We start from the raw sequence: 12,865 nt of genomic DNA, 5'->3' as shown, positions 1-12,865 counted from the left end.
TGCACGCGATCATCCGCCGCGACCACGGCCAGGCGCTGGCGGCCAAGGTCAGCGACTGGTTTCTGCAAACCACCGTGCGGCTCGGCGACGACAAGCAGCGGATCTCGCTGCGCGAGCGGACCGGCACCGGCAATCGCGCGGTGCTGTCCGCCATCGCCGTGATGGAGCGGCAGCTGGCGAGCCCGGCATCGCGCGGCGAACTGGCAAAGGCGGCCGGCGTCTCGCTGCGCCAACTCGAGCGATTGTTTGCGGGCCATCTCGGGGTCGGCATCGAGCAGCATTATCTGTCGCTGCGGCTGGCCAAGGCCCGCGCGCTGCTGCGGCAGACCAGCCTGCCGGTGCTCGACGTCGGCGCCGCCTGCGGCTTCTCCGGGGCCAGCCATTTTTCGCGGGTCTATCGCCGGCGGTTTGGCGTGTCGCCCTCGCAGGACAGGATGCCGGCGAAGAAGGATCGCAAGCGCTAGCAGCCGTCATTGCGAGGAGCCCTTGCGACGAAGCAATCCAGTCTTCGCTTGTGGCCCTGGATTGCTTCGCTCGGCGAAAGTCGCCTTCGGCGATTTTCGCTGGCTCGCAATGACGGTGAGAGGTCATCGCGATGCGTCGCTCAGCTCCGCCTCGGATAGATGATCACCGACAGATAAGTCATCGGCGCCTTCACCAGTTCTTCCGGGCCGTGGCGGGCGGCGGCGTCGAAGAACAGCGTGTCGCCGGGCTCCAGCAGATAGGTCTGGTCGGCGTGGCGGTAGCGCACCTTGCCGGTCAGCATGTAGATCATCTCGACGCCGGCATGGCGGAAGTTGGTATAGGCCTCGGCGTCCTCGTTCAGCGTGATCAGGTAGGGCTCGACGGCCAGTTCGCCATGCACCGATTGCCCGAGCAATTGATAGTTGTGGCCCGACTTGGTGCCGCGGCGTTCGATCTTGACGCCCGACCCGGCCTTCACGAACGAACAATCGCGCTGCTCCTCGGTCTCGCGGAAAAAGCGGCTGAGCGGCACATTGAGTGCTTTGGATAGTGCATTCAGCGTGCCCAGCGATGCGGAAATGCTGCCGGTCTCGATCTTCGACAGCATGCCGGTGGAAATGCCGGCGGAAGCGCCGAGTTCGGCCACCGTCAGCTCGAGCTCCTTGCGCAATGCACGCACCTCGTTGCCGATCTGTGCTTCGAGCGAGCCGCTGACGTCCACGGGCGCGTTGGAGCCGGTCCGCAGATCTTCCGTCCTCGCACGCGCAGGCAATGATTTTGTGGTCTTCGTTTTGGCTTTCACGGACATGCCTTTGGCGAGCGGACGATTTCCCGACAATAGCAATGTTTCCTGTAAGGAAAACATATTTCTCACGAGTTGACAGGGAGGTTTGTTGTCGGGCAAGGTCCGCTCCGATTTCAACACGCGAGACGCGAGCCATGTGCGGCATTGCCGGTCTGTTCCTGAAAGATCAAAAGCTGGCGCCCGATTTGGGCGGGCTGCTCTCCGGTATGCTGGAAGCGCTGAGCGATCGCGGTCCGGATTCCGCGGGCTTCGCCGTCTATGGCGACGGCGACGCAGGCCAGATCAAGCTGACGCTGCGCGCGCCGGCCGGGTTCGATTTTGCCGAACTGATGGCAAGTCTTGGCCGGACCGCCGGCGCGCCGTTGACCTATCAGATCCATGACACGCACGCGGTGCTCCACGTTCTGCTGGATCGCGAAGCGGCAGTAGCCGCGGCGCTCGCCGCTCACGGCGCGGTCGATGTGGTCGCGCGCGGCAGGCGCATGGCGGTGTTCAAGGAGGTCGGGCTGCCCGCCGATGTCGCCAAGCGCTTCGGCCTCAGCGCCATGACCGGCACCCACGCGGTGGGCCACACCCGCATGGCGACGGAGTCGGCGGTCACCACCAACGGCGCGCATCCTTTCACCACCGGCACCGACCAGTGCCTGGTGCATAACGGCTCGCTGTCGAACCACAACGATGTGCGCCGCGAGCTGATCCGGCGCGGCATGACGTTTCGCACCGAAAACGATTCCGAAGTCGCCGCCGGCTATCTCAGCGACCGCATGAGCCACGGCGCCTCGTTGCAGGAGGCGATGACCTCGTCGCTGTCGGCGCTCGACGGCTTCTATACCTTCGTGATCGGCACCGAGACCGGCTTCGGCGTGTTGCGCGATCCGATCGCCTGCAAGCCCGCTGTGATGGCCGAGACCGATCGCTGGGTGGCGTTCGGCACCGAATATCGCGCGCTGGTGGACCTGCCGGGCATCGGCGCCGCCAAAGTATGGGAGCCGGAGCCGGCCAAAGTCTATCTGTGGGAGCGGCACTGATGCCCGCGGTCGATCTCGCGACGTCGCCGCTGCGCGAGCTGAACGGCGCGCTGCATGCGCTTTCTCCCGATACCAATGCCACGCACTGGACCGTCACCAACCCGCGCGGCCAGCACAACATCGCCGTCGGCCTGGACGCGCCGGTGGAGATCGAGGTCGAGGGCCATGTCGGCTATTACTGCGCCGGCATGAACAAGCAGGCCCGCGTCACGGTGCGCGGCAATGCTGGCCAGGGCCTGGCCGAGAACATGATGTCGGGCCGTGTGCACGTCACCGGCGACGCCTCGCAGGCGGCCGGCGCCAGCGGCAATGGCGGGCTGCTGGTGATCGACGGCAATGCCTCGGCGCGCTGCGGCATTTCCATGAAGGGAATCGACATTGTCGTGAAGGGTTCGGTCGGCCATCTCTCCGCCTTCATGGCGCAGGCCGGCAACCTCGTGGTGCTCGGCGACGCCGGCGAGGCGCTCGGCGATTCCATCTACGAGGCGCGGCTTTATGTGCGCGGCTCCGTCGCCAGCCTCGGCGCCGACTGCATCGAGAAGCCGCTGCGCGACGAACACAAAGCCGAGCTGAAGCGGCTGCTCGATGAAGCCGGCATCGACGGCGTCGATGTCAGCGAATTCAAGCGTTACGGCTCGGCGCGCACGCTCTATCATTTCCACATCGACAACGTCGGATCGTATTGATGACCGCGCAGGACCGCTGGATCCACACGCCGCCGCGCAAATCAGCGACGTTCGACGACGCCGCCATCGCGGAGATCCGCCGCGCCGCGGCGACCGGCATCTATGACATCCGCGGCGCCGGCGCCAAGCGCAAGCTGCCGCATTTCGACGACCTGCTGTTCCTGGGCGCCTCGATCAGCCGCTATCCGCTGGAAGGCTACCGCGAAAAATGCGCCACCGACGTGGTGATCGGCGCGCGCTTCGCCAAGAGACCGATCCATCTGAAGATTCCCATCACCATCGCCGGCATGAGTTTCGGCTCGCTGTCCGGCGCCGCCAAGGAAGCGCTCGGCCGAGGCGCGTCGGCGGTGGGCACGTCCACCACCACCGGCGACGGCGGCATGACTGCGGAAGAGCGCGGCCATTCCAGCCTGCTGGTCTATCAGGTGCTGCCGTCGCGCTACGGCATGAACCCGGATGACCTGCGCCGCGCCGATGCCATCGAGGTCGTGGTCGGGCAGGGCGCCAAGCCGGGCGGCGGCGGTATGCTACTGGGCCAGAAGATCACCGAGCGCGTCGCCGGCATGCGGCGGCTGCCGGTGGGTATCGACCAGCGCTCGGCGTGCCGGCATCCGGACTGGACCGGTCCGGACGATCTCGAGATCAAGATCCAGGAGCTGCGCGAAATCACTGACTGGCAGATCCCGATCTATGTGAAGGTCGGCGCGTCCCGGCCGTATTACGACATCGCGCTCGCCGTGAAGTCCGGCGCCGACGCCATCGTGCTCGACGGCATGCAGGGCGGCACCGCGGCGACGCAGGATGTCTTCATCGAAAACGTCGGCCTCCCCACCATGTGCGCGATCCCCCCGGCGGTGAAGGCGCTGCAGGATCTCGGCATGCACCGCAAGGTGCAGCTCATCGTCTCCGGCGGCATCCGCAACGGCGCCGACGTCGCCAAGTGCCTGGCGCTCGGCGCCGACGCGGTGTCGATCGGCACCGCCGCACTGATCGCGCTCGGCGACAACGATCCCGCGCTGGAAGCGGAATACCAGAAGCTCGGCACCACCGCCGGCGCCTATGACGACTGGCACGAAGGCCGCGATCCCGCCGGCATCACCACGCAGGACCCGGTGCTGGCGGCCAGGCTCGATCCCGTCGTCGCCGGCCGCAAGCTGGCGAACTATCTGTCGGTGCTGACGCTGGAGGCGCAGACCATCGCGCGCGCCTGCGGCAAGAGCCACGTCCACAATCTCGAGCCGGAAGATCTGGTCGCGCTGACAATGGAGTCGGCGGCCATGGCACGGGTGCCGCTGGCGGGCACCAACTGGATACCGGGCAACAACATCTAGCGGCCGCAACGGCTGGTCATATCTTCGGAGAGAGTGTCAATGGCGACCTGGACCGAACTAGCCAAGCAGCATGAGATCAAATATTTCCTGATCGCCTTTGTCGATCTGTTCGGCGGCATGCGCGCCAAGCTGGTGCCGGCCACCGCCATGGACAATGTCGCCAAGTCCGGCGCGGGCTTTGCCGGCTTCGCGGCCTGGTTCGACATGACGCCGGCCGATCCCGACGTGCTGGTGATGCCGGATATGGACACGCTGACGCTGCTGCCGTGGAAGCCCGGCGTCGCCTGGGTCACCGGCGATCTCTACATGGGCGGCCAGCCGGTGGCGCAGAATCCGCGCCAGGTGCTGAAAGGATTGGTTGCGAAAGCGGCAGCGCAGGGCGTCGAGCTGAAGACCGGCGTCGAGTGCGAGTACTTTCTCATCACGCCGGATGGCAGCGCGATTTCTGATCCGGCCGATCAACAGGCAAAACCGTGCTACGACCAGCAGGCCTTGATGCGGCGCTACGAGATCGTCGCGGAAATCTGCGATGCCATGATTGCGCTCGGCTGGAAGCCCTATCAAAACGACCACGAGGACGCCAACGGCCAGTTCGAGATGAACTGGGAGTTCGATAGCGCGCTGAAGACCGCCGATCGCCACGCCTTCTTCAAGTTCATGGTGAAGTCGATCGCCGAGAAGCACGGCTTCAAAGCGACCTTCATGCCAAAACCCTTCGTCAATCTCACCGGCAATGGCTGCCACGTCCACGCCTCGCTGTGGTCGACGAAGGACGGCAGCAACGTGTTCGCGGACGAGGGCGGCGAACTCGGCCTCTCCGCGATGGCCTATCACTTCATCGGCGGTCTCATTCATTCCGCCGAAGCGATGTGCGCCATCACCAATCCCACGGTGAATTCCTACAAGCGCATCAACGCGCCGCGCACCGTCTCCGGCGCGACATGGTCGCCGAACACCGTGACCTATGGCGGCAACAACCGCACCCACATGATCCGTGTCCCCGATGCCGGCCGCTTCGAGTTGCGGCTGCCGGACGGCGCGGTGAATCCGTATCTGCTGCCGGCGGCGCTGCTGGCGGCGGGGCTCGACGGCATGGCGCATGCGCGCGATCCCGGCCCGCGGCTCGACATCAACATGTACACCGACGGCGACAAGGCCGCCCACGCCAAGCAGTTGCCGCTGAACCTGCTCGACGCACTGCGGGCGCTGGAGAGCTCAGCGGTGTACAGGGAGCAGTTCGGCGAGGCCGTCGTGCAGTCCTATCTGAAGCTGAAGCACAACGACTGGAACGAGCACTGCCGCCAGTTGACGGAGTGGGAGCGGCAGACCACGCTGGATTGCTGAGACCGGCGACAACCGTGTCCCGGACGCGGTGCGGCATACTTATGCCGCTCCGCAGAGCCGGGATCCCGGTGTCTTCATTTCGCAAGCAACCGGGACCCCGGCTCTGCGATGCACTACGCCGCGACGGCGCGGCGCAATGCATCGCGTCCGGGGAACGATTTCCGCGACTTGAATTCGAAGCTATGATGGGGACCGCGCCTCCACCGTCTCCATTGGGCATCGCATCATGACCACCAGCGAAAGCTATTTCTACGGCGGCATTCCGGTGTTTCGCGGCTTCGGCAGCCTGATGGATCCGGCATTGTACGTGCCGTTGCCCGACGACTGGACCATCGGCCTCGCCGATATCGTGCAATCCACCAGAGCCATCGAGCGGCAGCGCTACAAGGCCGTCAACATGGCCGGCGCGGCGGTGATCGCCGCGGTCACTAACGCGCTGGACGGCCGCGAATTTCCGTTCGTGTTCGGCGGCGACGGCGCCAGCTTCGCCGTGGCACCGGCCGATCTCGATCGCGCCCGCGAGGCGCTGGCGGCCACCGCGGCCTGGGTGCAGGACGATCTCGATCTGGCGATGCGCGTCGCGCTGGTGCGGGTCGCCGACATTCGTGCGCAGGGGCTCGACGTCCGAGTCGCCCGCTTTGCGCCGTCGCCGAACGTTTCCTATGCGATGTTTTCCGGCGGCGGGCTGGGTTGGGCCGAGGTCGCCATGAAGCGCGGCGAGTTCGCGGTGGCGCAGGCGCCATCCGGCACCTATCCGGATCTGTCCGGCCTGTCGTGCCGGTTCGAGGAAATTCCCTCGGTGCGCGGCCTGATCCTGTCGGTGCTGGTGGTGCCGACCGCCGCTGCCGATGCCGGCGCATTTCGCCGCGTCATCGAGGAAGTCATCGATCTGGTCGAGCGCAGCCCCGAAGCCGGGCGGCCGGTGCCGGCCAACGGCCCGGCGATCAAATGGCCGCCGGCCGGACTCGATTTCGAGGTGCGCGCGCAGCGCGACGGCCTGAAGGCGCTGCGCCGCGCGCGCGTGCTCGTCCGCACCTTGCTGGCGTTCATTTTGATGCGGTTCGGTATCAGCGTCGGCGGCTTTGTGCCGCAGGTCTATGTGCGGCAACTGGTGGAAAATTCCGACTTCCGCAAATATGACGACGGGCTGCGGATGATTCTGGATTGCACGCCGGAGCTAGAGCGCGCGCTGCAGCAGCGTCTGGCGGCGGCGGTCGCAGCGGGCACGATCCGCTATGGGCTGCACCGCCAGGACGCCGCGATGATGACCTGCTTCACGCCGTCGGCGCTGCGCAGCGATCACGTTCACTTCATCGACGGCGCAAGGGGAGGGTATGCCTCGGCAGCGACGGCGCTGAAGGCGATGAAAGCGTAATTGTAGGGTGGGCAAAGCCCATCGCGCATGGCGCGACGGGCGTGCCCACCGCGGCGCTGGATGGTGGGCACGGCGCGAGAGCGCCTTTGCCCACCCTACGAAAATTAGCGCCCGACGCGGGACCAGTTTTCGCCGCCGCAGAAGGCGCCGACGCAGCCTTCGACTTTCAGCGTATCGGGACCGGCCAGCGAGACGTTGCTGGCGTAGGTCTTGCCGTCATCGGCATTGTAGATCTGGCCCGACCACCGGTTCGGTCCGGCCGGCTGCATGTCGATGAACAGGTGCACGCCGATCATCGAGCGGGTGGCCTTGGCGGGATCGGGGTTCTTGTCGTCGATCGCCGGCTTGCCGGTCTTCGGGTCGATCTTGTCGCGCAACGAGGCCACGGTCGCGCACAACCCGCCGCCGCATTTGCTGACGCGCACGCGGGCGTCTCCGGCCTGGGTCTCCCAGAGTCCGATGGCCTCGCTGCTCGACTGGGCTTTCGCCACCGGGGCGGCAAACAGCGCGCCAAGCAGCGCAATCATGACGGCAGAGCGAAAAGCCATGGGTATCTCCTCGAGAATGAGCGCCTGCATAACAAAAAATCGGATTTGTGCAATGCCGGTCAGGGGTCGCGATAAATTGAACGTGCCGCGCCCCGTTCGATCAGGCGGTGTCCGGACCGCTCACCACGGCAAACCGCAGAGGTCGATCTCGCCTTCATGCGGCGCCCGCTTGAGATAGGACACCATGGGCAGCAGCGCGTCGAAACGGATGCGCTCGCCGTGTTGTTCGGCGTAGACCTCGCCGGTGAACGGCTTCCAGCCGCGGCTTGTGTAGAAATCCACATTGTGCGGTCTGCAGAACAGCAATGCGAAGTCGGTGGCGCGTTCGTCCTTCAGGGTCTGCAGCGCGGCGTTGAGCGCGACGCTGGCAAAGCCGCGGCGGCGAAAGTCCGGATCGGTGCCGACGCCGCCGATCCCGCCGATGCGGGTCTTGCGGCCTTTCCAGATGCCTTCGCGACGGCAGATGCCGACATGGCAGACCGGCTGATCGTCGGCCTGCACGATCACCCTCAGCTCGGCAGGCGCGTATTCGATGGAGTCCCCGGGGCGTTGTTCCCCGGCGTTGGGTGGCCACACCCTGTCGAACAGCGGCTTCACGCTCGGCCACGACGCATCGCCGGTCAAAACTTCGATCTCGACGTTCATGGCGCGATTCCTCTGCGTGTGGCGCATCTCTTACAGGTCGGAGCGTGGATGGTCAGCCTCGTATCCGGTGCCGGATGAGAAAAATGTTCTCTGCAGCGCCGTCGTCGGCCGGGGACGCGGCATAGGGCGCCGGTGGGCATGGCCGAGCATGATGGAACCGTCTATATAGGTGGCCGTTAGCCTGCGCATCCCATCAATTTTGTGGACGACACCCATGACCTTCACGCTTCCCGAACTGCCTTACGCCTATGACGCGCTTGCGCCGCATATGTCGAAGGAGACGCTGGAATTCCATCACGACAAGCATCACCAGGCTTACGTGACCAACGGCAACAACCTGCTCAAGGGCACCGAATTCGAGGGCAAATCCCTTGAGGAGATCGTCAAGGGTTCGTTCGGCAAGAACGCACCGCTGTTCAACAATGCCGGCCAGCACTACAACCATCTGCACTTCTGGAACTGGATGAAGCCGAACGGCGGCGGCGACAAGCTGCCCGGCCGTCTCGAGAAGAAGATCACCGAGGATCTCGGCGGTCTCGAAAAGTTCAAGACCGATTTCGCCGCCGCCGGCGTCGGCCAGTTCGGCTCCGGCTGGGCCTGGCTCTCGGTCAAGAACGGCAAGCTGGAAATCTCCAAGACCGCCAACGGCGAAAGCCCGCTGGTGCACGGCGCCACGCCGATCCTCGGCGTCGACGTCTGGGAGCACTCCTACTACATCGACTACCGCAACCGGCGTCCGGATTACTTGAAGGCGTTCGTGGATCATCTCGTGAACTGGGAATATGTTGACGAGCAGCTCGGCAAGGCCGGCGTGTAGGCGTCTGTCGTGCCGAATTAAACGCGAGGGCGGTGGCGCAAGCCGCCGCCCTTTTGTTTGAGTGGTGGTTATGCGACGACGCCAATGGCCTCCCTCCCCCCGCGCGAAGCGAAGCTTCGCTGGGTGGGGAGGGTCGGCCGAGCGAGGCGATGCGTAGCATCGGAGGAAGTGGAGGCCGGGGTGGGGGGCGGCCACGGGCTCTGGAGCATGTGGCACCCCCACCCGACCGGCCTTCGGCCGGCCACCCTCCCCACAAGGGGGAGGGAAAGAACGGCGCTTGTGGAGCGAAGTCGATGCTGAACTATCTTCTGGTGTTTATCGGCGGCGGCCTCGGCTCGACCCTGCGCCACACCATTAACGTCACCTGCGCGCGCTGCCTCGGTACCGCCTTCCCGTGGGGCACCTTCCTCATCAACATCACCGGCTCCACCGTGATGGGCCTGATCGCCGGCTACCTCGCCTTCAAGGGCCAGGCGTCGCAGCCGTGGCGGCTGTTCCTGATGACCGGCATTCTGGGCGGCTACACCACCTTCTCGGCGTTCTCGCTGGACGCCGCCCTGCTTTACGAGCGCGGCGAACTGGGGCTGGCGCTGCTCTACGTGCTGGGCTCGGTGGCGCTGGCGATCATCGGCCTGTTTGCCGGGCTGGCACTGGTCCGGCATTTCGCCTGACCGGGCGTTGCACCAGGTTATGTTATAATATAACAATCTTGGGCAGGCGGCTTTCCGTCGCTCGATGTCTTTTCGCCCAGGTTCCCGATGGCCCACTCCCACGACCACCCGCACGGCCACGCCCATAGCCATGGCCCGGCAACGCCGCATCCGGCCCAGCCAGCGCCGTGGTCGATCCTGCGCATGACCCTGCTGGCACGGCTGGGGGCGGCGCTGGCGGTCAGCGCAGGCCTGTGGACGGTCGTTCTATTGGCGATGCGCTAGATGACCGCCCAATTGAAATTCTCCAACGTCACGCTGGGCTATGACCGCCATCCCGCGGTGCACCATCTCAACGGCGAAATCGCCGCCGGCTCCCTGCTGGCCATCGTCGGCCCCAACGGCGCCGGCAAATCGACGCTGTTCCGCGGCATCGTCGGCATCCTGAAGCCGCTGGCCGGCACCATCGGGCTCGGCGACCTCAAGCCGCGCGAAATCGCCTACCTACCGCAGAGTGTCGATATCGATCGCACGTTCCCCATCTCGGTGTTCGACTTCGTTGGCACCGGGCTGTGGCGCTCCACCGGCCTGTTCGGTGGGCTGGGCAAGAAGGCGGGGCGGCAGATCGCCGACGCGCTGGCCGCGGTCGGCCTTAATGGCTTCGAGAACCGCACCATCGGCACGCTGTCAGGCGGCCAGATGCAGCGCATGCTGTTCGCCCGTGTGCTGCTGCAGGACGCCCGCGTCATCGTGCTCGACGAGCCGTTCAACGCCATCGATGCCAAGACCTCCGCCGACCTGATCGGACTGGTCCGGCACTGGCATGCCGAGCGACGCACCGTGCTGGCGGCGCTGCACGACATGGATCTGGTGCGTGCGAATTTTCCGGAGACGCTGTTGCTGGCCAGGGGCGCGGTGGCCTGGGGCGCGACCTCGCAGGTGCTGACGGCGGACAACCTGCTGGAAGCGCGGCGGATGTGCGAAGCCTTCGACGATGGCGCCCATGCCTGCGCCATCGATGCCGCGCGACCGCGGGCGGCGTGATCGCATGATCTACGACGCGCTGATCGCGCCCTTCATCGACTTCGAATTCATGCGCCGCGCTTTGGCCGGCGTGATCGCGCTGGCGCTCGGCGGCGCGCCGATCGGCGTGTTCCTGATGCTGCGGCGGATGAGTCTGGTGGGCGACGCCATGGCGCATGCGATCCTGCCCGGCGCCGCCGTGGGCTTTCTGTTCTCCGGTCTCAATCTTTTTGCGATGACCTTCGGCGGGTTGATCGCCGGCTTCTCCGTCGCGCTGCTCGCGGGCCTTGTCTCGCGCGTCACCGAGATCAAGGAGGACGCTTCGCTGGCGGCGTTCTATCTGGTCTCGCTGGCGCTCGGCGTCACTATCGTTTCGATGCGCGGCACCAATATCGACCTATTGCATGTGCTGTTCGGAAATATCTTGGCGATGGACGACCAGACCCTGCTGGTGATCGCGTTCAACGCCACCATCACGCTGGTGATCCTGGCGGTGATCTATCGTCCCCTGGTGATCGAATGCGTCGATCCGGTCTTCCTGCGCACTGTTAGTCGCGCCGGCGCACCTGCGCATCTGGCGTTTCTGGCGCTGGTGGTGATCAACCTCGTCAACGGCTTTCACGCGCTCGGCACGCTGCTGGCGGTGGGGCTGATGGTGCTGCCGGCGGGGATCGCGCGGTTCTGGTCGCGCGATATCACCGGCATGATGATGATCGCCGTCGCCAGCGCCGCGATCTCCGGTTATCTCGGCCTGGTGCTGTCGTTCCAGACCAAGGTGCCTTCGGGGCCGGCGATTATTCTCGTTGCCGCGGCGCTCTACGTGGTTTCGGTTCTGTTCGGCACCGTCAGTGGCCTGGTGCGGCAGTTGTTTCCCGGCCGGCATCTGGAAGCATGAGAAATGCGGGTCTTGCGGCAACTTTGTGTTCTCGTAGTTGCTTTATGCGCACTGATCGGTGCCAAGCCTTTGTACGCGCAAAACAAAATTGACGTCGTCGCGAGCTTCTCGATTTTGGGCGATTTTGTGAAAAACGTCGGTGGCGAGCGCGTCAGCGTCACCACGCTGGTCGGCCCGAATGGCGACGCGCACGTCTACACGCCGTCGCCGCAGGATGCGAAGAAAATCTCCGATGCGAAACTCGTGGTCGTCAACGGCTTCGGCTTCGAGGGCTGGCTGCCGCGGCTGGTGAAATCCTCCGGCGGCAAGGCGACCATTGTCACCGCCACCAACGGCATCTCGCCGCGCGAGCTCGACGCCCATGCCGATCCGCACGCCTGGCAATCGGTGGTCAACGCGAAGGTCTACGTCGGCAATATCCGCGACGCGCTGGTCGCCGCCGATCCTGCCGGCGCCGACGTCTACAGGGTCCAGGCGAGTGCCTATCTGGCGAAGCTCGATGCGCTCGACAGCGAGGTCCGGACCGCGATTGCGGGAATCCCCGAGGCGCACCGCCAGGTGATCTCGACCCACGACGCGTTCGGCTATTTCGCCGCCGCCTACGGCGTCGCTTTCATTGCCCCGCAGGGTGTGTCCACCGAAGCCGAGCCCAGCGCCCGCGACATCGCGAAAATCATCACCCAGATCAAGTCCGCCAGAATCCCGGCGGTTTTCCTGGAAAACATCAGCGATCCCCGCCTGATGCGCCGGATTGCCACCGAGACCGGGGCGAAGATCGGCGGCACGCTGTATTCCGACAGCCTGACGCAGGAAAACGGCGACGCCCCCACTTACATTGATATGGTCAGGCACAATATAAAGGCGCTGACGAGCGCGCTGACCGACTAGCGCAGGGGCCTCCCTGCCGCGGGCGCGCGCCCATATCCCGCCGGAGTGACCATGTCTGAAGCGACTGCCGCCAAAATTCCCGTGACCGTGCTGACCGGCTATCTCGGTGCCGGCAAGACCACACTGCTGAACCGCATCCTGTCGGAAAACCACGGCAAGAAATACGCCGTGATCGTCAACGAGTTCGGCGAAATCGGCATCGACAACGACCTGATCATCGGCGCCGACGAGGAAGTGTTCGAGATGAACAACGGCTGCGTCTGCTGCACGGTGCGCGGCGACCTGGTGCGCATTCTCGACGGCCTGATGAAGCGCAAGGGCAAGTTCGACGCCATCATCCTGGAGACCACCGGCCTCGCCGATCC

16 protein-coding genes are annotated in these 12,865 nt (G+C 65.3%); 13 read left to right on the top strand and 3 right to left on the bottom strand.

Going from position 1 to position 12,865, the window contains the following annotated elements:
• A partial coding sequence (locus JWR89_RS01665) for a helix-turn-helix domain-containing protein (RefSeq protein ID WP_299710950.1) occupies positions 1–464 on the top strand: 464 nt, incomplete at its 5' end.
• 140 nt (positions 465–604) lie between these two features.
• On the opposite strand, the gene JWR89_RS01660 is transcribed toward JWR89_RS01665, so the two are convergent.
• Positions 605–1,273 carry an XRE family transcriptional regulator gene (locus JWR89_RS01660; RefSeq protein WP_299710959.1) on the bottom strand — a complete coding sequence of 223 codons (669 nt, stop codon included), beginning with the start codon at positions 1,271–1,273 and terminating at the stop codon, positions 605–607.
• 131 nt (positions 1,274–1,404) lie between these two features.
• On the opposite strand from JWR89_RS01660, the gene JWR89_RS01655 reads away from it, so the two are divergent.
• From JWR89_RS01655 to JWR89_RS01635, 5 genes are all read left to right on the top strand, one after another.
• Complete coding sequence (locus tag JWR89_RS01655; protein WP_299710948.1) at positions 1,405–2,298, top strand: glutamine amidotransferase family protein; 894 nt, start codon at positions 1,405–1,407, stop codon at positions 2,296–2,298.
• Entirely contained in the window at positions 2,298–2,984 is a 687-nt protein-coding gene (locus JWR89_RS01650) for a protein glxC (RefSeq protein WP_299710945.1), read from the top strand. Before JWR89_RS01655 ends, JWR89_RS01650 begins: the two co-directional genes overlap by 1 nt.
• On the top strand, positions 2,984–4,315 hold the full coding sequence (locus JWR89_RS01645; RefSeq protein WP_299710943.1) for an FMN-binding glutamate synthase family protein: 1,332 nt from the start codon (positions 2,984–2,986) through the stop codon (positions 4,313–4,315). The genes JWR89_RS01650 and JWR89_RS01645 overlap by 1 nt, the downstream gene beginning before the upstream one ends.
• A gap of 39 nt (positions 4,316–4,354) precedes the next feature.
• Positions 4,355–5,659 (top strand): type III glutamate--ammonia ligase, encoded by a 1,305-nt coding sequence (glnT, locus tag JWR89_RS01640; RefSeq protein WP_299710940.1) that lies wholly within the window; start codon positions 4,355–4,357, stop codon positions 5,657–5,659.
• Positions 5,660–5,885: 226 nt separating this feature from the next.
• The gene (locus tag JWR89_RS01635) at positions 5,886–7,034 is read left to right on the top strand and encodes a DUF3095 domain-containing protein (protein ID WP_299710937.1); all 1,149 of its coding nucleotides are present in this window, start codon (positions 5,886–5,888) and stop codon (positions 7,032–7,034) included.
• A 104-nt stretch (positions 7,035–7,138) separates the two neighbouring features.
• On the opposite strand, the gene JWR89_RS01630 is transcribed toward JWR89_RS01635, so the two are convergent.
• Both JWR89_RS01630 and JWR89_RS01625 read right to left on the bottom strand, forming a co-directional pair.
• Positions 7,139–7,582, bottom strand: a complete 444-nt coding sequence (locus tag JWR89_RS01630; protein ID WP_299710934.1) for a DUF2147 domain-containing protein — start codon at positions 7,580–7,582, stop codon at positions 7,139–7,141.
• A 120-nt stretch (positions 7,583–7,702) separates the two neighbouring features.
• Positions 7,703–8,227: a GNAT family N-acetyltransferase gene (locus JWR89_RS01625; protein WP_299710931.1), complete on the bottom strand. Its 525-nt coding sequence runs from the start codon at positions 8,225–8,227 to the stop codon at positions 7,703–7,705.
• A 214-nt stretch (positions 8,228–8,441) separates the two neighbouring features.
• Between JWR89_RS01625 and JWR89_RS01620 the strand changes: the two genes are divergently transcribed.
• The 7 genes from JWR89_RS01620 to JWR89_RS01590 form a co-directional block, all read left to right on the top strand.
• Positions 8,442–9,044 (top strand): superoxide dismutase, encoded by a 603-nt coding sequence (locus JWR89_RS01620; protein ID WP_299710928.1) that lies wholly within the window; start codon positions 8,442–8,444, stop codon positions 9,042–9,044.
• Between the two features lie 296 nt (positions 9,045–9,340).
• Positions 9,341–9,715, top strand: a complete 375-nt coding sequence (gene crcB, locus JWR89_RS01615) for a fluoride efflux transporter CrcB (RefSeq protein ID WP_299710956.1) — start codon at positions 9,341–9,343, stop codon at positions 9,713–9,715.
• 87 nt (positions 9,716–9,802) lie between these two features.
• Positions 9,803–9,979: a hypothetical protein gene (locus JWR89_RS01610; protein WP_299710925.1), complete on the top strand. Its 177-nt coding sequence runs from the start codon at positions 9,803–9,805 to the stop codon at positions 9,977–9,979.
• Positions 9,980–10,738 carry an ABC transporter ATP-binding protein gene (locus tag JWR89_RS01605; protein ID WP_299710922.1) on the top strand — a complete coding sequence of 253 codons (759 nt, stop codon included), beginning with the start codon at positions 9,980–9,982 and terminating at the stop codon, positions 10,736–10,738.
• Between the two features lie 4 nt (positions 10,739–10,742).
• Positions 10,743–11,612, top strand: coding sequence for a metal ABC transporter permease (locus tag JWR89_RS01600; protein WP_299710953.1), 870 nt, complete (start codon positions 10,743–10,745; stop codon positions 11,610–11,612).
• A gap of 3 nt (positions 11,613–11,615) precedes the next feature.
• Positions 11,616–12,500, top strand: a complete 885-nt coding sequence (locus JWR89_RS01595; protein ID WP_299710919.1) for a metal ABC transporter substrate-binding protein — start codon at positions 11,616–11,618, stop codon at positions 12,498–12,500.
• A gap of 51 nt (positions 12,501–12,551) precedes the next feature.
• A partial coding sequence (locus tag JWR89_RS01590; protein WP_299710916.1) for a GTP-binding protein occupies positions 12,552–12,865 on the top strand: 314 nt, incomplete at its 3' end.

Source organism: Tardiphaga sp., from assembly GCF_028290785.1.
Lineage (GTDB): Bacteria > Pseudomonadota > Alphaproteobacteria > Rhizobiales > Xanthobacteraceae > Tardiphaga.
The sequence above is the reverse complement of the archived record's forward strand: the minus strand, read 5'-3'. Positions and strand labels throughout refer to the sequence as shown.